This window comes from Micromonospora sp. NBC_00330 (genome assembly GCF_036136635.1).
GTDB classification, from domain to species: domain Bacteria; phylum Actinomycetota; class Actinomycetes; order Mycobacteriales; family Micromonosporaceae; genus Micromonospora; species Micromonospora salmantinae.
Map to the genome: position 1 here is coordinate 2195997 of NZ_CP108012.1, position 19714 is coordinate 2215710.

At 72.8% G+C, this 19714-nt stretch carries 17 protein-coding genes; 6 read left to right on the plus strand and 11 right to left on the minus strand.

Annotated elements, in window-relative coordinates:
• Nucleotide 1: 1 nt before the first annotated feature.
• The 7 genes from OG598_RS09620 to OG598_RS09650 form a co-directional block, all read right to left on the minus strand.
• A complete protein-coding gene (locus OG598_RS09620) occupies nt 2-2155 on the minus strand; it encodes an ABC transporter permease (protein ID WP_328654090.1) in 2154 nt (717 codons plus the stop codon).
• The gene (locus tag OG598_RS09625) at nt 2152-2832 is read right to left on the minus strand and encodes an ABC transporter ATP-binding protein (RefSeq protein ID WP_112672048.1); all 681 of its coding nucleotides are present in this window, start codon (nt 2830-2832) and stop codon (nt 2152-2154) included. The genes OG598_RS09620 and OG598_RS09625 overlap by 4 nt, the downstream gene beginning before the upstream one ends.
• On the minus strand, nt 2829-3353 hold the full coding sequence (locus OG598_RS09630) for a PadR family transcriptional regulator (RefSeq protein ID WP_091398392.1): 525 nt from the start codon (nt 3351-3353) through the stop codon (nt 2829-2831). The genes OG598_RS09625 and OG598_RS09630 overlap by 4 nt, the downstream gene beginning before the upstream one ends.
• Before the next feature lie 113 nt (nt 3354-3466).
• A complete protein-coding gene (gene crcB / locus OG598_RS09635; protein WP_328654091.1) occupies nt 3467-3829 on the minus strand; it encodes a fluoride efflux transporter CrcB in 363 nt (120 codons plus the stop codon).
• Nucleotides 3826-4299 carry a fluoride efflux transporter FluC gene (locus OG598_RS09640; RefSeq protein WP_328654092.1) on the minus strand — a complete coding sequence of 158 codons (474 nt, stop codon included), beginning with the start codon at nt 4297-4299 and terminating at the stop codon, nt 3826-3828. The genes crcB and OG598_RS09640 overlap by 4 nt, the downstream gene beginning before the upstream one ends.
• Nucleotides 4300-4369: 70 nt before the next feature.
• Nucleotides 4370-5128 (minus strand): class I SAM-dependent methyltransferase, encoded by a 759-nt coding sequence (locus OG598_RS09645; RefSeq protein ID WP_328654093.1) that lies wholly within the window; start codon nt 5126-5128, stop codon nt 4370-4372.
• A gap of 142 nt (nt 5129-5270) precedes the next feature.
• Nucleotides 5271-6491: an MFS transporter gene (locus tag OG598_RS09650; protein WP_328654094.1), complete on the minus strand. Its 1221-nt coding sequence runs from the start codon at nt 6489-6491 to the stop codon at nt 5271-5273.
• Nucleotides 6492-6626: 135 nt separating this feature from the next.
• Between OG598_RS09650 and OG598_RS09655 the strand changes: the two genes are divergently transcribed.
• The 4 genes from OG598_RS09655 (at nt 6627) to OG598_RS09670 (ending at nt 10249) form a co-directional block, all read left to right on the plus strand.
• Nucleotides 6627-7076, plus strand: a complete 450-nt coding sequence (locus OG598_RS09655) for a MarR family winged helix-turn-helix transcriptional regulator (RefSeq protein ID WP_266302423.1) — start codon at nt 6627-6629, stop codon at nt 7074-7076.
• Nucleotides 7077-7154: 78 nt separating this feature from the next.
• Nucleotides 7155-8462: a phenylacetate--CoA ligase PaaK gene (paaK, locus tag OG598_RS09660; protein WP_328654095.1), complete on the plus strand. Its 1308-nt coding sequence runs from the start codon at nt 7155-7157 to the stop codon at nt 8460-8462.
• A 58-nt stretch (nt 8463-8520) separates the two neighbouring features.
• The gene (locus tag OG598_RS09665) at nt 8521-9627 is read left to right on the plus strand and encodes a nucleotide disphospho-sugar-binding domain-containing protein (protein WP_328654096.1); all 1107 of its coding nucleotides are present in this window, start codon (nt 8521-8523) and stop codon (nt 9625-9627) included.
• A 55-nt stretch (nt 9628-9682) separates the two neighbouring features.
• The gene (locus tag OG598_RS09670) at nt 9683-10249 is read left to right on the plus strand and encodes a dienelactone hydrolase family protein (RefSeq protein WP_328654097.1); all 567 of its coding nucleotides are present in this window, start codon (nt 9683-9685) and stop codon (nt 10247-10249) included.
• 100 nt (nt 10250-10349) lie between these two features.
• Here the strand turns inward: OG598_RS09670 and OG598_RS09675 are convergent, their stop codons facing one another.
• Nucleotides 10350-11279, minus strand: coding sequence for an NADP-dependent oxidoreductase (locus tag OG598_RS09675; protein WP_328654098.1), 930 nt, complete (start codon nt 11277-11279; stop codon nt 10350-10352).
• A gap of 50 nt (nt 11280-11329) precedes the next feature.
• On the opposite strand from OG598_RS09675, the gene OG598_RS09680 reads away from it, so the two are divergent.
• The gene (locus tag OG598_RS09680) at nt 11330-11977 is read left to right on the plus strand and encodes a TetR/AcrR family transcriptional regulator (RefSeq protein WP_328654099.1); all 648 of its coding nucleotides are present in this window, start codon (nt 11330-11332) and stop codon (nt 11975-11977) included.
• Between the two features lie 177 nt (nt 11978-12154).
• Here OG598_RS09680 and OG598_RS09685 read toward each other — a convergent pair whose 3' ends face one another.
• Together OG598_RS09685 and OG598_RS09690 are read right to left on the minus strand one after the other, a co-directional pair.
• Nucleotides 12155-12847: a hemerythrin domain-containing protein gene (locus OG598_RS09685; RefSeq protein WP_328654100.1), complete on the minus strand. Its 693-nt coding sequence runs from the start codon at nt 12845-12847 to the stop codon at nt 12155-12157.
• A gap of 90 nt (nt 12848-12937) precedes the next feature.
• Nucleotides 12938-16222, minus strand: coding sequence for a BTAD domain-containing putative transcriptional regulator (locus OG598_RS09690; protein ID WP_328654101.1), 3285 nt, complete (start codon nt 16220-16222; stop codon nt 12938-12940).
• A gap of 171 nt (nt 16223-16393) precedes the next feature.
• On the opposite strand from OG598_RS09690, the gene OG598_RS09695 reads away from it, so the two are divergent.
• Complete coding sequence (locus tag OG598_RS09695; RefSeq protein ID WP_328654102.1) at nt 16394-17212, plus strand: class I SAM-dependent methyltransferase; 819 nt, start codon at nt 16394-16396, stop codon at nt 17210-17212.
• 236 nt (nt 17213-17448) lie between these two features.
• Here the strand turns inward: OG598_RS09695 and OG598_RS09700 are convergent, their stop codons facing one another.
• On the minus strand, nt 17449-19692 hold the full coding sequence (locus OG598_RS09700) for an AAA family ATPase (protein WP_328654103.1): 2244 nt from the start codon (nt 19690-19692) through the stop codon (nt 17449-17451).
• Between the last annotated feature and the right edge of the window lie 22 nt (nt 19693-19714).

Genomic DNA, 19714 nt, shown 5'->3' on the forward strand with positions numbered 1-19714 from the left:
ACTACTCGCTGCGGGCGGTCTCCGGCCCGGTGATGCGTTCCAGCAGCGGCAGGGTGGAGGCGATGACGCCGAGGCAGGCTGCCAACCCGGCCACGACGATCACATAGAAGCCCGGTTGCGGCGCGACGAGGGTGTAGCCCATCTGCGCCCGGAGGAACAGGTGGGCGGCGAGGAGGCCCATGCCGATGGCGACGGCGGCGACGGCGAGCATCGGCACGGCGCTCTCCAACGCCACCACCCGACGCAGGACCCGCACCGGAGCGCCGCTGAGGCGCAGCAGGCTGAACGGCCGTCGGCGTTCGGTGAGACCGCCGATGACGCTGACCGCGAGGCTGCACCCACCGAGCGCGAGACTGGCGATGATGATGACGTTGGCCAGTTGCTCCCAGCCGCGCAGCGTGTCGGCGAAGTCCGATTCGAAGTCACCGGGCACGTTCGGCCCGACCCAGAAGGTCGGGAAGGCGACCTCCAGCACGGTACGGGTGCGCTCGACGGCGGCGGCGGAGCCGTCGGTGCCGACGACCATCGACACCACGGGTAGCCGCTGGAGTTCGTCGAGGGTGAGCGACGCGGCGGGCCAGACCGTCGCGGACGACGCCGATTCCCGCCAGCGGCTGAGGCCCATCGGCACCTCGATGACGCTCGCGCCGTCGGCGCACCGGCCGTACGCGCTCGGCAGGTCGGTGCACGCGATCACCCCAAACTCCCCGGAGTCGGTCACCACCGGGTTCTCGCGGATGGCGGTCGCGGACCGCACCCCGGAGATCGCGCGCAGCTCGGCGAAGAGCGTGTCGGGCACCGAGGGCACCTTCTCGTCGAAGACGGTGTTCACCGTGCCGGCGTCGGTCGAGCCGACCGGTGCCGGGCCGCGGTTGACGACGATCGTGGTGATCACGCCGACGGCCACGCTCGTGACGAAGAGCGCGAGCATGATGCCGCTGATCGCCCGGAAGCCGGCCTTCGGGTTGTCAGCGAGGCGTCGCGCGGCGATGAGCGTGGCCGGGCGGTTGGCGTACCGGGCCATCACCCGGGCGCCGACCATCGTCAACCACGGTCCGGCGAAGACCAGGCCGGCCATGATGAGCAGCAGCCCGGGCAGGAACACCGCAGTCTGGCCGTCGGACGTTTCCGGTTTGAAGCCGATGGCGAAGAACAGCACGGCGACACCGAGCAGGGCCGGGATCAGCCGGTACGCCCGCGGTGCCCGGGGTGTGACCCGCCGGGTGACGCCCAGCGGCGAGATTCGTACCCGGCGCAGCGAGACCTGGGCAGCCACCGCCGCGCCGACCGGGACGCCGAGCGCCACCAGCAGGACGTTCAGCACGCCCAGCGACATGTCGCTGGGGAAGAACGGCATGCCGGTGAACGGGATGCTCGCGAGCGGGTCGCGGAAGGCGTAGAACAGGCCGAAGCCGACGGCGGTGCCGGCGACGGCGGCGGCGACCGCCTCCACCGCGGCGACCATCGAGATCTGCCGGGGGGTCGCGCCGACCAGGCGCATCGCGGCGAAGCGTTGCTCCCGGCGGGCGGCGCTGAGCCGGGTGGCGGTGCCGATGAAGATCAGCACCGGGAAGAGCAACCCACCGGCTATCACACCCAGGATCAGGTTCACAGTGGTCTCGGGAAGGGCGGGGGTGTCGCCGACGCTGGTGACCTGCTTCGCAGCGGGTAGCTTGGCGACCTCTTCGGGAGAGCCGCCGGCGAGGACGAGCAGGGTGTCCGGCGAGGTCAGCGCGGCCGGGCCAACGGTGCCGAGGTCACGCCCGGGGTAGCGCTCGCCCAGTTGGTCGGCCGGGTGGGCGGCCAGCAGTTCGCGAAACGCGGGCGAGGCGTAGTACTCGCCGGGACCCGGGGTGATGGGGACGCCGACCGGGGTGGGCGCTGTCGAGCCGGTCGCGGCGACATCGATCCGAATGATCTGCTTACCGCGGAAGTAGTCCTGCCGGGTCGACCACCACAGCGGGTCGGCGTCGCCGGCCGAGACGTTGGGATACATCGACGCGTACCGGGTGAGCTGGGCGTTGACCGCGTTGACCCCGGCGAGGGTGGTCAGCAGCAGCCCGCTGCCGACCGCGACGGCGGCGGCGATGACGATCAGACGGGTGAGCGCCTCGCGGCCGCCGGCCACGGCGAGGCGGAGCCCGAAGCGGATCACGAGGCGATCCGGTCCGGCGCGTTCACGCGCCCGTCACGGACCATGACCTCGCGGTCGGCGTACGCCGCGATCCTCGGCTCGTGGGTGACCAGGATGACGGTGGTGCCCTGCTCGCGGGCGGCGCCGACCAGCAGGTCCATCACCTGCTCGCCGGTGAGCGAGTCGAGCGCGCCGGTCGGCTCGTCGGCGAAGAGCACCTGCGGCTCGGCGACCAGGCCGCGAGCCAGGGCGACCCGTTGCGCCTGCCCGCCGGAGAGCTCACCAGAGCGCCGCTGCTCCAGGCCGTCCAGCCCGAGGCGCGCGAACCAGGCTCGCGCCCTGGGCAGCGCCTGCTTGCGGTGTACGCCGCTGAGCAGCAGCGGCAGCGCGACGTTCTCCACGGCGGTCAGCTCGGGGACGAGTTGACCGAACTGGAACACGAAACCGAACCGGTCCCGGCGCAGGCTGCTGCGCTCGGTCTCGGCCATGGCGTGCACCCGGGCCCCGTCGAAGAGGATCTCGCCGGAGTCGGGCACCAGGATGCCGGCCAGGCAGTGCAACAGGGTGGACTTGCCCGAGCCGCTGGGGCCCATGACGGCGAGGATCTCGCCCGCCTCCACGGCGACGCTGGCACCGCGCAGGGCGGGGGTCTGGCCGAAGGAGAACTCGACGTCGCGCGCTTCGATCACGACGCTCACGGCCGCACCTCTTTCCGTAGGGCGTCCAGTCGGGCGCCGGTCATCTCGATCCATCGGAGGTCCGCCTCCAGGTGGTAGAGCCCGTGGTCGGCGAGCAGCGCGTCGACCAGGCTGCCGGCGCGCTTGATCTCGGTCAGCTCACGCATCCGGTGCAGGTGCGCGCTGCGCTGGGTGTCGAGGTATTCGGCGGCCGGCCGGTCCAGCATCAGCGCGAGCACGACCTTGGCGAAGAGCACCGTCTGCAGGTGCGGTTCCGGGTCGACCGGTTGGGTCAGCCACTGCTCGACCTCGGTCGCGCCGACGTCGGTGATGATGTAGCGCTTGCGGTCGGGGCCGGAGCCGGGGGCGACGTCGCTGATCACCACCTTGCCGTCGCGGGCCAGTCGGCTGAGGGTGGAGTAGACCTGGCCGAACGGCAGTGGCTTGCCCCGGCCGAAGAAGGCGTCGTAGTCGCGCTTCAGGTCGTAACCGTGGCTGGGCTCGCGTTCGAGGAGTCCGAGAAGAGTCAGTGGCACGCTCATGCCAGCGAGACTACACCGAGGGTATACCTCGCGTATATACCCTCGGTGTGTTGTGAGTCGGCCCTGGTCAGGCGTTTGCTGGGGATGGAGTCGGCGGTGTGGCTGGTGTGCGGTCAGCCGATCAGGGCGCGGGCCACTGCGTAGCCGGCGGTGGCCGCGGCGAGCCCGGCGGCCACGCTGCCGAGCACGTTGGCCAGCGCCAGGAGCCGATGACCGCTAGTGCTCAGCCGCAGCGTCTCGTAGCTGAAGGTGGAGTAGGTGGTCAGCGCGCCACAGAACCCGGTGCCGAGCAACGCGCTGACCGCCGGGCCGGCCGGCCACCCGACCAGGACGCCCAGCAGCAGCGACCCGGCCACGTTGACGAGCAGCGTCCCCCAGGGGAACGCCGAGCCGTGCCGGGACTGCACGGCCCGGTCGGTGAGGTAGCGCAGCGGCGCGCCGACCGCCGCGCCCAGGGCGATGAGCAGCACTGTCATCGCGTCACCTGACGCAGCAGCCCGGCGGTGACGGCGTCGCCCACGGCGACCGCGACGAGCGCCCCGAGCACCGTCGCGGCGAGGTACGCCAGCGCCGTGCCCGGCGCGCCCACGACGATCGCCTGCTGAACGTCGACGGCATAGGTGGAGAATGTGGTGAACCCGCCGAGCACCCCGACCCCGAGGAACGGGCGAGCCAACGGGGGCCCACCGTCGAGGTGCCCGAGCACCGCCATCAGCACGCCGATCAGCAGGCAGCCGGACGTGTTGATGGTGAACGTGGCCCAACCGAAGCCGGTGGGCGGGTGCGGAACGGCGTGTTGCAGGCCGGCCCGGGCCAGCGCGCCGAGCACCCCGCCGGCCGCGATCGCGGCGAGGACCGTCACGGGGCGCGCGGTCAGCTCGCGGCGGTCGGCGGGGACGCGCAGGTCGACGTCGGGGTCGGTACGCGGCTCGAACGGCTCTGGCACGGCTTCTCAGCGTAGTGCCGGGGACAGCGGCGATCAGCGCACTGTCGGCGACGGTGGTGTCGCGGTGGCGTCAGCGAACTGCCGCGACAACGGCGTCCGGGCCGCCTCGCCAGACCGTGCCGACCTCGCTGAAGCCCGCCGCGGTGAGCGCGGCCAGGTGCCAGGAGACCGGCGGATTCCACTCGGGGCTGTGCCCGGTCGGGTAGATCTCGTGTCGTTGGGCGACCAGCGGGGCGAGCACCGGGTCGGCGCCGGCCCGCTCCCACCAGTCCGACCAGGACAGCATCGAGCCGGCGGCGTACCGGGCGTTGCGTCGGTCCCGGGCGCGTTCCATCAGCCGCTTGGTCAGCTCCGGCAGGGTGTCGTCGGGCATGTGGTCGGCGTTGACGAAGACGCCGCCCGGTCGCAGCACGTCACGCAGCTCGGCGTAGAGCTGCTCGAGCCGGTCGGCCGGCAGCCAGTGCAGGGCGGTTGCGGTGAGCACGGCGTCGTACTCCTGGTGCGGCAGCGTGGAGCGCCACTCGGGGGTGCCGAGGTCGGCCGTGATGATGGTGGCCCGGTCGGCCAGCGAGGCGCCGGCGATGGCGAGCAGCGCCGGGTCGAGGTCGACCACTGTGGTCTCGGCGGCGGGGAAGCGCGCCAGCGTCCGCAGCGAGATGGTGCCGGTGCCGCCGGCCAGGTCGAGCACGCGCGGCGGCTGGCCGTCGAGGACCGCGTCGACGGTGTCGAGCATGGCGGTGAACCGGTGCTCCCGGTCCGGGAGGTAGGCCTCCTGCTGGCGGTCCCAGCTTTCCTGCCAGGCCCAGGGATCCACGATGTAAGGACTCATGGCGACCAGGCTAGTTACGTCAGAAGCACGTTGTCCAGACCTTGTTGCACATCTTTTGCAATTGCGAGAAGATGGCAGGGCGATGATCAGAGCGACGCCGGGTCGGGCCTCCGCCCGGCCCGGCGTCCTCCTTCCGGTGAGATCAGACCGGGGCGTCCACCAGGCTCGCGTCGGTGCGGGCCGGCTCGTCGCGGCGGGCCAGCCGCAGCGCGCCGAGGAGTACGCCCAGGCCGATGAGGGTGAGTGCGGCGCCGGCCCAGATCGGCGAGGTGTAGCCGAGTCCGGCGGCGATGGTCACCCCGCCGATCCACGCGCCCAGCGCGTTGCCCAGGTTGAACGCGGCGATGTTCGCCCCGGACGCCAGGGTCGGCGCCTGGTGGGCGTACCGCATGATGCGCATTTGCAGCGGCGGCACCGTGGCGAAGCCGAACCCACCCATCAGCACCAGCGCGACGATGGTCAGCACCGGGTTCGTGGCGGTCAGTGCGAAGCCGACGAGCACGACTGTGAGCACCGCCAGGACGGTGACCAGCGTGCGCGACAGTGACCTGTCCGCCGCCCGGCCGCCGAGCAGGTTGCCCGCGAAGAGCCCCACGCCGAAGAGGACGAGCAGCCACGGCACGGTGCTGGTGGCGAAGCCGCTGACCTCGGTCAGCGTGTAGGCGATGTAGGTGAACGCGCCGAACATCCCACCGAAGCCCAGGACGGTGATCACCAGGGAGAGCCAGACCTGCGGGTGGGTGAAGGCGCGCAACTCGCCGCGCAGCCCACCGGCCGGACGGTCGGCGTTGGCGGTCTCGCCCGCCGGGATCAGCAGGGCCAGCCCGATCAGGGCGACCACCCCGATGGCGGTGATCGCCCAGAACGTCGACCGCCAGCCGAAGTGCTGCCCGAGGAAGGTGCCGAACGGCACGCCGAGCACGTTGGCGATGGTCAGGCCGGCGAACATCATGGCGATGGCGCCCGCCCGTCGGGCCGGTGCGACCAGGCCGGCGGCGACCACGGCGCCGATGCCGAAGAACGCGCCGTGGCAGAGCGCGGCGACGATCCGGCCGGCCATCATCACGGCGTAGTCGCCGGAGACGGCGGAGAGCAGGTTGCCGATGATGAAGAGCACCATCAGGCCGAGCAGCACGGGTTTGCGCGGCAGGCGGGTGACCGCCGCGGTGAGGGCGACGCCACCGACGGCCACGCTGAGCGCGTAGCCGGAGATCAACCAGCCGGCCACCGGCTCGGTGACAGCGAAGTCGGCGGCCACCTCGGGCAGCAACCCCATGATCACGAACTCGGTGAGCCCGATGCCGAAGGCGCCGATGGCCAGCGCGATCAGGCCGGGCGGCAGGGACTTGGGGCGTACGGACATGGTCTTCCCATCGGGAGGGGGCAGATATGCGGCGCGTGCAACTACACGCGCCAGCAACGAAATACTTGCACGCGCTTCATATCAGCGCAAGCGTGGTAACCTGGGGTCCGTTCAGATCACCCCGAGGAGGCCGGCATGGGCATCGCCGACGACGCGGTCGAGATCCGCGCGCAGGGCTGGCGCACCCTCGCCGCCCTGCACGGGCTGATCGAGACATCCCTGGAGCGGGCCCTACAGGCCGGCCACGACCTCTCCGTCGTCGAATACACGGTGCTCGACGCGCTTTCCCGCCAGGACGGCTGGCACATGCGGATGAGCCAGCTCGCCCGCGCCGCCGCGCTCTCCGGCAGTGCCACCACCCGGCTGGTCACCCGCCTCGAACAGCGAGGGCTGCTCACCCGCATCCTCTGCGCCGACGACCGGCGCGGCATCTACACCGAGCTGACCCCGGCCGGCTCCGAGCTGCTCGCCCAGACCCGACCGACCCACGACCGGGTGCTCGCCGACGCGCTCGCCCAGGCGGAGGCCACCCCCGAGCTGGCGCCGCTGGTCGACGCCCTGCACCGGCTGCCGGCCACCCGCTGACCGCCCGTCGGCCGGGGGCGACAGCGGGCGTACGGTACCCGCAGCCCCACCGGGACCGCCGCGCCAAGGAGGCAGCCGATGCAGGACCGCACCCCTCGTCCGGAGGAGCTGGAGCCGATCGAGCGCGCCGGCATCGACGAGCTGCGTGCCCTGCAACGCGACCGACTGCGCTGGTCGTTGCGGCACGCGTACGACAACGTGCCGCACTACCGCCGGGCGTTCGACGCGGCCGGCGTGCACCCCGACGACTGCCGGGATCTCGACGACCTGGCGCGTTTTCCGTTCACGGGCAAGGCGGAGCTGCGGGAGAACTACCCGTTCGGCATGTTCGCCGTACCCCGGGAGCGGGTGGCCCGCCTGCACGCCTCCTCCGGCACCACCGGCCGGCCGACGGTGGTCGGCTACACCCGCGACGACCTGCGCACCTGGGCGCGGCTGATGGCCCGCTCGATCCGCGCCTCCGGTGGCCGCCCCGGCGACCGGGTGCACGTCGCGTACGGCTACGGGCTCTTCACCGGCGGCCTGGGCGCGCACTACGGGGCCGAGGAACTGGGCTGCACTGTCATCCCGGTCTCCGGGGGCATGACCGAGCGTCAGGTCATGCTGATCCGCGACTTCGAGCCTGAGGTCATCATGGTCACGCCCAGCTACCTGCTGGCCATCGTCGACGAGATGCGCCGCCAGGGCATCGACCCACGGGCCACCTCACTGCGGGTGGGCATCTTCGGCGCCGAGCCGTGGACCGAGGACATGCGTCGCGAGATCGAGCAGCAGCTGGACATCCACGCCGTCGACATCTACGGGCTCTCCGAGGTGATGGGTCCCGGCGTGGCGACCGAGTGCGTCGAGACCAAGGACGGGCTGCACCTCTGGGAGGACCACTTCTACCCGGAGATCATCGACCCGGTCACCGGGGCGGTGCTGCCCGACGGCGAACGGGGTGAGCTGGTGTTGACCTCCCTGACCAAGGAGGCGATGCCCGTCGTGCGCTACCGCACCCGCGACCTGACCCGGCTGCTGCCCGGCACCGCCCGCCCGATGCGCCGGATCGAGAAGATCACCGGCCGTACCGACGACATGATGATCCTGCGTGGGGTGAACATCTTCCCCACCCAGATCGAGGAGCTGATCCTGCGCACCCCGCAGCTCTCGCCGCACTTCCAGTGCGTCCTCGATCGGCACGGCCGGCTGGACACCCTCACGGTGCGGGTGGAGCGGCGAGCCGACGTCGGCGTGGACGCCGCCGAGCGGGCCGGCGACGCGCTGGTTCAACTGGTGAAGAACACCATCGGCGTGAGCGTGGCGGTCGACGTCCTCGCCCCCGACACTGTGGAACGGTCGATGGGCAAGATGCGCCGCATCGTCGACCAGCGACCGTCCGCCTGACCGCTGCCCAACGTTCCGGGCCCCCGGGGGTGGCCGTCGTCGACATAGGATTCTGCCCATGCGCGTGCTGGTGGTCTCCGCCCCGCTCGTCGGGCACGTCTTCCCGCTGGTGCCGCTCGCGGTCGCCCTCCGCGACGCCGGCCACGACGTGCTGGTGGCCACCGGCGGCGGAGCTCTGGCCGCCGCCGAGGCGGGTCTGCCGGTGCACGACATCGCGCCGGGCTTCGAATTCGGCCGGATCGCGCTGCGGGTCTTCCCCCGCCATCCGCTGATCGCGCGGGCGGAAATGGCCGGCACCGCCGGCACCCGGGGCGCCGGCCTGCTGTTCGGCGCGCTCAACGACCAGCTCACCGACCCGGTGGTAGCGCTGGCCACCCGGTGGCGGCCGGATCTGGTGCTGTACGAGCCGTTCGCGGTCGCCGGTGCGGTGGCCGCCGCGCGGCTAGACGTGCCGGCCGTACGCCAGGAGAACGCCCTCTTCGACGGTCGGGACCTGGTCCGCGCCACAGTCGCCCGACTCGGCGCCGCGCTGCGCCGCCACGGCCTCACCGAGCTGCCCGCGCCGGCCGCCGCCCTCGCTGTGGCCCCACCCAGCGTTGCCACGCAGGGCGGCTGGCCGATGCGCTACACGTCCTACGTCGGCGGTGGGGAACTGCCGGCCTGGCTGCGCGAGCCGGGTGAGCGCCCCCGGATCCTGGTCACCCGCAGCACCCTCACCGGCCCCGGAGACCGGGGGCCGATGCCCGCCGTGGTGGCCGCCGCCGCCCAGGTGGACGCCGAGATCGTGCTGGTCCGCCCCGACGAACGGTCGGCCCGCTCGGTGCCCGGAAACGTGCGGGTGGTCGGCTGGATCCCGCTCGACGAGGCGTTGCCGGCGAGCGCGGCGCTGGTGCACCACGGTGGTGCGGGCAGCGCCTTCGGTGCCCTCGCCGCAGGCCGGCCCCAACTTGCCACCACGGGTCCGGGGGACCGACGGCACAACGCCGAACTGGTGGCTCGCCGGGGAGCCGGCCTGGCGCTGCGCCCCCGGGACATCACCGCGCGGGCACTGACCCAGCTGCTCACCGACGAGCGCCTGCGGACCGCTGCCGCGCAGGTCAGCCGCGAGATCGCCGAGATGCCGCCACCGACCGACCTCGTAGCGCGGCTGGCGGCACTGGTCTGACGCCCACCCCGCGTGGCCACCCCGGATGCACCGTCGGCTGCGGCAGGATGACCGGATGCGACACGTCGTGCTGTTCCACTCCGTGTACGGGCTGCGACCCGCCGTGCGCGCCACCGCCGACCGGTTGCGCGCTGCCGGGCACCAGGTCAGCACCCCCGACCTGTACGGCGTCCCGGCCACCGACACCGTCGAGGAGGGCTTCGCGCTGCTCGACAAGATCGGCCAGGAGGTGGTGCTGGACCGGGCCCGCGCCGCGCTGCGTGACCTGCCACCGGAGACGGTGCTCGCCGGCTTCTCCATGGGCGCCGGGGTGGCCGGGGCGCTGCTGGCCGAACGCCCCGCCGCCGCCGGTCTGCTCCTGCTGCACGGCACCGGTGGCGCCCCGGACGCGGTCCGACCCGGGTTGCCGGTGCAGTTGCACCTCGCCGACCCCGACCCGTACGACGCGCCGGACGAGGTCGACGAGTGGCAGCAGGGCATGACCGACACCGGCGGCGATCTGACGGTCTTCCGCTATCCCGGCGTGGGTCACCTGTTCACCGACCCGGACCTGGCCGAGTACTCCCCGGACGCCACCGCGGCGGTCTGGCCGCGCGTGCTGGCCTTCCTGGCCGCTCGCTGAGCACCCCTTCCGCGGACCGCGCTCGCCTGACGCTCGCCCACCACGGCGGATGGTCGGCCGCGCGTGCTCGGGTCAGGTGGACAGAGCTGGGTGCGACACCCTACGGCTTCAGCACGATCTTGCCTTGCGCATGGCGGGACTCACTGAGCTCGTGGGCGGCGGCCGCCTCTTCCAGCGAGAACACGGCCGCGACCGGCACTGTGAAACGACCCTGCTCGGCGAGTTCGACGACGGCGGCGATTCCTTCGAGTGCCGGTGTGTCCGCGCCGGGGCCAGAGCCGCGCGACAGGTGCACGCCGTAGGCCGAGGCGTTGATGTCGGCGATGCTCACCACAGTGTCCGGGCTCGGGACCAGGCCGACCAGGTCTGGCAGAGAACCAGAGCCGGCACAGTCGAGTACGACATCCACCCCGCCGGGCAACAGAGTGTGGACACGATTGGCCAGCCCGGGGCCGTAGGTGGTCGGGATCGCCCCGAGCGAGGCGACGAACTCGTGGTTGCGGTCGCTGGCCGTGCCGATGACGGCCGCCCCGCGAGCGACAGCGAGCTGGATCGCTGTCGTACCGACCCCGCCAGCCGCGCCCTCGATCAACAGCGTGGTGCCGTCCTTGACGCCCAACCGGTCGAGCACTCGGGTCGCCGTCTCGATGTTGCCCGCCGCGCCGCCGGCCTGCTCCCAGCTCAGGGCGGCCGGCTTCCGTGCCCACGCGGCCAGGACGGCGTATTCGGCGTTCGCCCCGCCCATCTGGGCGTAGTCGGTGATCCCGAAAACCTCATCGCCTACCCGAACCGTGGTCACCCCGTCCCCGATCTCATCCACCACGCCGGCAGCGTCGACACCGGGCACGTGCGGCAGGCGGAGCGGAATCCACTCCTGGAATCGACCGGCGCGAACGTAGGTGTCGGCCGGATTGACACCCGAGGCCCGAACCGCCACCCGTATCTGGCCGGGTCCGGCGTGGGGTTCCGGTGCCTCCGATACCGCAAGGACACTCGCGGGACCGTATGTCGAAAATTGCAAAGCCCTCATGCACACGGACGCTAACGCACGCCGCTGTCCGCCTCGCTAAAGTGAGAGCCGTGACCGATCGTTTGCCTCACGCTCTTCGCTCCGACGCCCTGGACAACCGCGAGCGCATCCTCGAGGCCGCCCGCGCGGTCTTCGCCGTCGACGGCCTGGACGTGCCGATGCGGGAGGTTGCCCGGCGCGCCGGGGTCGCACCCGCCACCCTGTACCGCCGATTTCCGACAAAGGAGATGCTGGTCACCGAGGCATTCGCAGAACAGATGTACGCGTGTCGCGGCGTTGTCGACGAGGGCCTTGCCGATTCGGATCCATGGCACGGTTTCTGTTTCGTGATCGAGAAAATGTGCGAACTGCACGCACGCGACCGAGGCTTCACCGCAGCTCTCATGTCGACCTTTCCCAGGGCAGTTGATTTCGAGGCGCGTCGCGAATACGCGCTCAGAGCGATCGACGAACTGGCTCGCCGCGCGAAGGAAGCGGGTCGCCTTCGCCCCGACTTCGTCCTGGACGACGTCATCCTCGTGCTGATGGCCAACAGCGGTATCCACGTGACCTCGCCGACTGCTCAGGTCAGCGCCTCCCGGCGCTTCGCCGCGCTCGCCATCTCGGCGTTCCAAGCCTCCCCGGATGTCTCGCCGCTCCCGCCCGTGGCGCGGTTGGCGCCGCCGGCGTCGGTGTCCGGACGCAGCCAAGCGGGCTAGTACTCCCGGCGACCCAGCCGGCAGGAGTCCCGGCCGGCTGGGTCGCCGTGTCGATCATGCTGAGGGTGAGGCGGGCTTTGGTCGCGAATCCGACCCAGCCGCGTCGCGCGGGCCCCCGTCCCAGCCGCGTCGCGCGGGCCCCCGACTCAGCCGGGTCGGGCGAGCCGCTGACCTTGCTCAGCGGACGCTGGCGCCGATGCGCGGGGGCGTGGCGGTGCCGTGCACCCGCTTGGCGTGGCTGGCGAACAATCGGGGCGCGATGATCGGCATGAGGAGCCGGGCCGGCAGCGGAGCGTGCGCCAGCACCGCCTTGACCACCTCCGGGTCGCCCTCGTACATGGCCAGGCCGAAGGCCAGCGGGAGCTGCTTCTTCGGGGACTTGCTCATGCCGTGCTCGCCGAGCTGCATCCACTCCCGGGCGGTGACGTGCCGTTGCGCCAGCGGCAGGATCTCACTCTCCTCCAGGGCCATGTGCTCGATCAGCGCGGCGCGTAGCTGCTCCAGGGCGTCCGCGAGTTGCTCACCGTCGCGTGCGGTGCGGCGCCACTGGGGGAGGAGGCCGACGACCGTCGCGTGGGCGTCCTCGATGGCGTGGTGCTGCGCCTCCATGGTGGGGACGATCGCCGCGGCCTCCGCGCCGCCGCGCTCCAGCAGGCGGGGCCAGAGCAGCAGGTCCTCGCCCTCGTGGTGCAGGTGCAGGATGTGGCAGAGCATCTCGGCGTGGGCGCCGACGACCTCCGCGCGCGTGGCGTCGCCCGGTGTGACGTCGCGGACGAGCTGCGGCAGCAGGCTGAACTCGCGACGGAGCGCCGAGTGCGCCATGTACATGTCGCGTACGTCGGCCATGGCTTCGCGGTGGTTCTGGTTCACGGTGACCTTTCCGAGGGATCAACTGGCACAGATATGTTGATCATGCTCGGTGCCACTTGGAACCGGCTTGGAATCCGCCAACCGTGCCGGTCAGCGGGCCATCGCCGCCGTCGCCTCGGCCAGCCAGTGCGGCGACTCCCATCGGCGGGCGACCCGCGCGGCGAGGGTGAAGTGCCGGGTCGCCTCCTCGGTGCGGCCCACCAGCCGCAACAGCTCACCGAGCGTCAGCGCGACCGGCCGCACCACTGCCGCTGTGGTGGAGAAGCCGGCCAGTTGGTCGCGTACCGGGAGCAGCGCGTCGATCACGGGTTGGGCCAGGTCCGGTCGACCCAGCGCCACGACGACCATCCCGCGAACGCTGAGCAGCGCCGACTCGAAGTAGTCCGGGCGGTAGGTGTGCCGCCCGATCGGCATGGCCCGTGCCTCGTCCAGGCGTCCGCTTCCGATCAGCGCCAGCGCCAGCAGGTCGTCCACGATCGGGCCCAACGACCCCCGTATTCGCCGCGTCGCCTCCAGGTGCTCACCGAACCGCCCCTGGCTGATCAGCAGCGTGCCGGTGGAGAAGTAGTGGAAGGCCCCGGCGTGCAGCGAACCCTGCCGCCGCATCTGCACGGCGACCTGGTCGTAGTGCCGCCGCGCGGCGGCGAAGTCGCCGGCGATGTGCGCGAGGGCGCCCAGCGAGCACAGGTTGATCGTCTGCGCCTCGTTCAACTGGTACGTCTCGGCCAGCCACCCCTGCCGGGCGACGCTGAGGCGCAGTTCGTCCGGCTCGTTGAGCGCGGCAGCGCAGTGGCCCAGCGCCTGCTCGGCGACCGAACGGTAGGTCACCAGCCCGTGCTCGTCGGCGAGGTCACGCAGCTCAAGGGCGAAGGTCCGGCGTTCCGGCGCCTCCCGCTCGTAGCTCATGGTGCGAAGCCGCGCGGCCAGGCCGAGGGCCCGCAGCTCGGGGTCGTCCAGCCGCTGCGAGAGGGCCAGCGCCTCCCGTCCGGCCGCCACGCCTCGCGAATCGGACTCGCCGTCCAACTCCGTGGCCAGCGCCTCCAGCAGCCGGCAGCGGGCGACCGGGTCCAGGTCGTCGGCGCGCAGCAGCCGGGTGAGCAGTTCGACGACCCGGTGGTCCACCACGCCGTACTCGTGGGTCAGCCACGGGGTGGGGACGGTCCACGCGGTGAACGCCGCGACCAGCAGGTCGTCGCGGCCGGACGCCGCCGCGACGTCGATCGCCCGAGCGCGGGTCTGCCGGGCGGCCGCCACCGCGCCGGCCCGCGCCTGGGCGCGCAGCAGCCGCCCGAGCAGGTCGACCCGGAGCGCGTCGCGGTCCCCGGCGACAGTGGCGGCGGCCTCGACAGCATTGCTGAGCAGCTCGATCGCGGCGTCGTACGCGTACCGCCGCTCGGCCAGCTCGGCGGCCCGGATGGCGTAGTCGACGGCGAGCGGTGCGGTGTCGGCCGACGCGGCGCGGGCGTACTGGTGGGCCAGGGCGGGGTAGTCGTCGGGCCGCAGCCGACGGGTGGCGGCGGCGATCCGCGCGTGCAGGCGGGTGCGGCGCAGCTGCGGCAGGTCGGTGTAGATGGTGTCGCAGACCAGGCCGTGCACGAACCGCACCCGCCCGGGCGCCGGTTCGGTGAGCAGCCCGGCGGCCAACCCGGTTTCCAGCGCCCGCAGGACGGTGCCCTCGTCGGTGCCGGCCGCGTCGACGAGCGTTCGCACCTCGGCCTCCCGCCCCACGGCCGAGGCGAGACGCAGCACCGAGACGGCCGTCGCCGGGAGGCGGGAGAGTCGTCGGCGCAGCACGTCGCGTACGCCCTCGGGAACGTCCGAGGTGGCCACGAGCGTGCCCTCGGCGGCGAGCAGTCGCGCCGACTCCCGGACGTAGAACGGGTTGCCGCCGGTCCGCTCGGCCAACGCGGCGACAGTGTCCGGGTCGACGGTGCTCCCGGCCAGCGCGCCGAGCAGCCGTTCGACCTCGGACGCGCTCAGGCCGCCCAACGGGATCCGGTGGGGTGACCGGCGGGCCAGGACGGCCATCGTGTCGGCGAGCCGCTCGGTGTTGTCGGCGGGACGCAGCGCCGCGACGAACAGGACGGTGCCGTTGGTCATCTCGGTGACGCTCTGCAACAGCAGCAACGTCTCGGCGTCGGCGGCGTGCAGGTCGTCGAGGATCACGGTGACCGGTCGGCGGGCCGCGGCGGCGTCCAACCAGGCGCCGACGGCGCGGTGCAGCCGGAACCGGCCGGCGGTGACGTCGCCGCCGGGCTCGCCGTCGCCCCCACCGAGCAGCGGGGCGAGCGCCGGTGCGAGGTCGCCCGGGGGTGCCTGCTCGGCGAGTTGCCGCAGCGCCTCGACCCAGGCCCAGGCCGGCGGGGCGCCCTCGACCTCGGGGCAGCGGCCGACGGTGACCAGCCAGCCGTGGGCGGTGAGCTCGTCCCGAAACCGGGTGAGCAGGCTCGTCTTGCCGGCCCCGGCCTCACCGCCGAGCAGAGCGACTCGTGGACCGCTCGCCACCGCCTCGGCGGCCGCCTGCCGGAGCGCCTCCAGCTCTGCCTCCCGGCCGACGAAGACCTCCTCCGACACCTGCCGCTGGACGCGTACCGCTGTCGCCGCCACCGGCGGCAGCAGGTCGAGTCGCTGGCCCAGGATGGCGGACTCCACCTCGACCAGCGCCGGGCCCGGGTCCAGTCCGAGCTGGTCGGCCAGGGTCGACCGGGCCCGGCGCAGCGCGGCGAGCGCGTCGCCCTGCCGACCGGTACGCCACAACGCCAGCGCCAGCAGCCGCCAGCTCTCCTCCCGCAGCGGCGCCTGCCGGGTCAACAGCTCCGCCTCCGGCACCGCCTCGGCCGCGTCGCCGCAGCGCACCGTCACGTCGAGCAGCAGTTCCCGGGCGCCGAGCCGCAGTTCCTCCAGCCGCAGCACCTCCGGCTGCGCCCACGGCTCACCGGCGAATTCGGCGTACGCCCGACCGCGCCACAGATCGAGCCCGACGCTCAGCAACCGACGTGCCCGGCCCGGGTCGACGGGGCCGACCGCACGCGCCTCGGCCAGCAGCGTCTCGAACCGACCGGCGTCGACGGCGTCCGCGGGCAGCCGCAGCGCGTAGCCCGGTGGCGCGGTGACCAGGACCCGGGCCGGCGTTCGGCGCTCGCGGGTCGGTTCCAGAACGCGGCGCAGATGTGAGACGTACGCCTGGAGGGAGGCGATCGCCCGGGGCGGTGCGTCACCCCGCCACAGATCCTCGATCATCTGCCCGACGGAGACGACCTCGCCGCGGGTTGAGAGCAGCAGCGCGAGCACGGCGCGTTGGCGGGGGCCGCCGAGGTCGACCGGCCCGCCTGTGTCGATCTCGACCTCAAGCGGCCCGAGCACCCGTAGCAGCATGACGGACCAATCCTAGTCGCGCTGGTGAGCGGCTTCTCCGCTGCCACGGGACACCGGACACCCAGCTCATGGCAGCCGCGGGCGGCGGCCGACCACCGCGCGGGGCACCGCCGAATGCGCCTCGTTCGATATCGTGGCGTCACAGTCAAGATCCTCGAAGGGTGCCTGGCGATGAGCACGACGGCCTTCGACGAATACGAACGGTCGCGCTGGGCCGGGCGCGCGGGCGCGTACGACAACAGTCTCGCCGCGCTCTGCGCGTACCCGGCACCGGCGTTGTTGGACGCCGCCCACGTGGGGGCGGGCATGCGGGTGCTCGACGCGGGCGCCGGCTCCGGCACGGTGGCCAGGCTGGCGTGCGCTCGCCACGCCACAGTCGTCGCCGTCGACGCCGAGCCCAGCATGGTCGAGTTGGCGCGCGACCGCCTTCGGTCCGTCGACGAGGTCTGCCTCGCGGCGTTGCCGCACCTCCCGTTCGCCTCCCGGTCGTTCGGCGCGGCCGTGGCGAACTTCGTGATCAATCACGTGGGCGATCCGCTGGCCGCGATCACCGAGCTGCGACGGGTCGTCCGGTCCGCTGGTCGGGTCGCGGTCACCGTGTGGCCGCACCCCCCGCCCGAGGCGCAGAGCCTCTGGGGTGAGGTCTTCGACGCCGCCGGGGTGGACCGTCGCGCCGCCGCCCCGACGGTGGACGCCGACCGGGACTTCCCCCGTACCCCCGACGGGTTGGCGGGCCTGCTCGACCGGGCCGGGCTCACCGACGTGCGCTGCGACACGATCACCTGGGCGCACCGCACCGATCCGCAGGTCTGGTGGGACGGCCCCGCCAACGGCATCAGCAAGCCAGGTCTGGTGATGGAGACCCAGCCGGCGGCCGTGATCAGCCGCATTCGTGCCGCGTACGACGAGCTGACCGTCCGCTACCGTGGCCCCGACGGCCTGCTCACGCTGCCCACCGCGGCACTACTGGCCTCGGCGTCCGTGCCTTAACCACCCCACCCCCCACCCCCACCACCCCCGCCGCGCCGATCTTGCAGTTTCGGCTGTCGATATCAGTGAGATGCCGCTTATGCCGGGACAGCAAGTGCAAGATCGCGGGTCAGGACCGTCGATCATGGAGTTGTGGTGCCTGACTTGTTGGTTGCCAAGGCATTTGTCAACCACCACAACTCCATGATCGACAGGGCAGGGCAGGGCTGGGCTGGGCTGGGCTGGGCTGGGTGGGGTTAGGCGGAGGCGGGTAGGCCATCCAGTGGGCGGATCAACGGTGGGCGGGACACTGCGCGCACCACGCCCGGCGGGGTGCCGGCGTCCGCGAGTGTCCACTGTCCGGCCGAACTCGTCGGCGTGCGGCGGACCGGCGCGGCGGGCCGTCCGATGTCCCGTAACGGATCATCATCCGCACCGCGCCGAGGTCGGGACGCCGCCGTAGCCGGCGTCGGCGGTACGTCGCCCGCCGAGGCGACGGCTCGGAGCCGGCGTGGGCCCGCCGTACGGCTGTTGTCGGAACCCGACGCGGCGGGGCGGGTGGCCATCGTCGGGGTGGGGCTGCCTCGTTTCGACGCGATCGGGCCGGTGGCACCGCCCGGCCCCGCCGAGGCCAGCGTCGCGAAGACGGCGTCGAGGCGGCCGGTCCGAGCGCCGACGGTGTCGAGGCGCACAATCTCCGCAATCCTCGCCGCCGAGCCGTTGACCGCAGCAGCGGGCAGGTTGGCGTCGCGGTGCACGGTGTCGACGTGCCCCACGCTGGCAGCCCGGCGTTGGAACACGGCCCGCAGGGCGCGGGGCAACCGCTCGGCGGCGACTTGGCGCAGCGCGGGAGCGGCGAACGCGTACCCGTCGACGCGGTGGGGGAGCAGCAGCCCGGCGGCGACCAGCTTGCGGAGCGCGGATGCCGACCGGCCGGGTGTCCAGCCGAGTGCCCGGTCCACGGCCGCCCCGGAGATCAGACCACCGAGGGTGCCGGCGGCCATCAGGACCGCCCGCCGCTCACCGTCGAGGTGGTCCAGTTCCGCGCCGACGGCCCGGCGTACCGCCTCGGGCAGCGGGAGCGTCGCCGGATCGGCACCGTCCACCAGCGACGTGACGTACGCCGCCGCGTGCCCGGGGCGGCCTCCCACCAGCGGCAGCAGCCGGTCGACCAGCGCCACCGGCTGCCCGGCCCGGGTGAGCAGGTGACGCAGCAGCCGTCCGGACTGCACAGTGGCCAAGGGTCCGATCGTCATCTGGCGGGCCGGACCGGGCCGGGTGTCGGCCCACTGCGGCTGGTGCACGGTGAGCAGGGCCAGCGGCAGGCCGCGCTCCGTCGCCGCGCCGAACAGCGCGTGCAGGAAGCGGCTCACCGCGGGCGCGGCCCGGTCCAGGTCGTCGACGGCCACGATCAGCGGCCGGTGGGCGGCCAGCCGCAGCAGGACCTCGCGGCAGATCGCCGCGCCGGCCAGGGCGGCGGCCGAGCCGTCCGGGGTGGTCAGCATCCGCTGGAGCGCCGGGACCGCGGTGGCCACCCGGGTTGGCGGGAACAGCGGCGTCAGGGCGGCGACGAGCCGATCGTGGACCGCCGCCGGGCCGTCGCTGTGCCGGATCCCGGCGAGACCGCGGAGCAGGTGCGCGACCGGCGCCAACACCTGGTCGGGGTACGGCTGACAGGTCGCCACGCACCAGCGGACCGACAATCCGTCCACCGTGGTCAGCCCACGGGTCAGCTCGTGCAGCAGGCGGCTGCGGCCACTGCCGGTGGGGCCGACCAGTGAGATCCACCGTGGTGTCCGGTTTCGGATGGCCGCGCCCAACTGGTCGCGGATGGTGGCCAGTTCGCGGCGTCGACCGATCAACGGGCCGTCGTGCCGGTCGGCGCCGGGGCGTACCGGACCGACGGCGTGCCAGACCGGCACCGGCGGCACCCGGCCGGCGACCGGCACCGGCGTCAGCTGACGTTGGGTGATCAGGCCGGCGGTGGCGCGCGCGGTGGCAGCGCAGAGCGCGACGGCACCGGGCGCGGCGTACTCCTGCAGGCGGGCCGCTGTGGTGATCACCGCGCCGCTGGCCACGCCGTGCCCGCCGGTGACGACGTCGCCCAGGTCGACCACGACCTCGCCGGTGGCGACACCGACCCGGACGCGCAGCCTGATGCCGTCGACCATGGGCCGTCGGTCCAGCGCGGCCTGGATCTCGAGCCCGGCGCGCACCGCCCGGTACGCGTCGAAGCCGTCGGAGTGCCGAGCGCCGAAGAGCGCCATCACGGCGTCGCCGATGTACTTCTCCACCACCCCGTGCCAGCGGTGCAGCACACCTGCCACGGTGTCGAAGTAGGCCCGCTGCAACGCTCGGACGTCCTCGGGGTCGAGCTGGTCCACCAGGGCCGTGGAGCCGACGATGTCCGCGAAGAGGACGGTGACGACGCGCCTCTCCTGAGGTACCGGCCAGAGCGGGGTCACGGTCCGTTGCGTGTCGACGATGATGCTGGTGGTCATGGGTGTCGCACCGGCCTTTCTC

Bases quoted from the DNA above. Each gene is read 5' to 3' on its own strand.
- OG598_RS09630 (WP_091398392.1), bottom strand. From the start codon at position 3,353: ATGAGCGTGCCACTGACTCTTCTCGGACTCCTCGAACGCGAGCCCAGC.
- crcB (WP_328654091.1), bottom strand. From the start codon at position 3,829: ATGACAGTGCTGCTCATCGCCCTGGGCGCGGCGGTCGGCGCGCCGCTG.
- OG598_RS09645 (WP_328654093.1), bottom strand. From the start codon at position 5,128: ATGAGTCCTTACATCGTGGATCCCTGGGCCTGGCAGGAAAGCTGGGAC.
- OG598_RS09650 (WP_328654094.1), bottom strand. From the start codon at position 6,491: ATGTCCGTACGCCCCAAGTCCCTGCCGCCCGGCCTGATCGCGCTGGCC.
- OG598_RS09655 (WP_266302423.1), top strand. From the start codon at position 6,627: ATGGGCATCGCCGACGACGCGGTCGAGATCCGCGCGCAGGGCTGGCGC.
- paaK (WP_328654095.1), top strand. From the start codon at position 7,155: ATGCAGGACCGCACCCCTCGTCCGGAGGAGCTGGAGCCGATCGAGCGC.
- OG598_RS09665 (WP_328654096.1), top strand. From the start codon at position 8,521: ATGCGCGTGCTGGTGGTCTCCGCCCCGCTCGTCGGGCACGTCTTCCCG.
- OG598_RS09670 (WP_328654097.1), top strand. From the start codon at position 9,683: ATGCGACACGTCGTGCTGTTCCACTCCGTGTACGGGCTGCGACCCGCC.
- OG598_RS09675 (WP_328654098.1), bottom strand. From the start codon at position 11,279: ATGAGGGCTTTGCAATTTTCGACATACGGTCCCGCGAGTGTCCTTGCG.
- OG598_RS09690 (WP_328654101.1), bottom strand. From the start codon at position 16,222: ATGCTGCTACGGGTGCTCGGGCCGCTTGAGGTCGAGATCGACACAGGC.
- OG598_RS09695 (WP_328654102.1), top strand. From the start codon at position 16,394: ATGAGCACGACGGCCTTCGACGAATACGAACGGTCGCGCTGGGCCGGG.
- OG598_RS09700 (WP_328654103.1), bottom strand. From the start codon at position 19,692: ATGACCACCAGCATCATCGTCGACACGCAACGGACCGTGACCCCGCTC.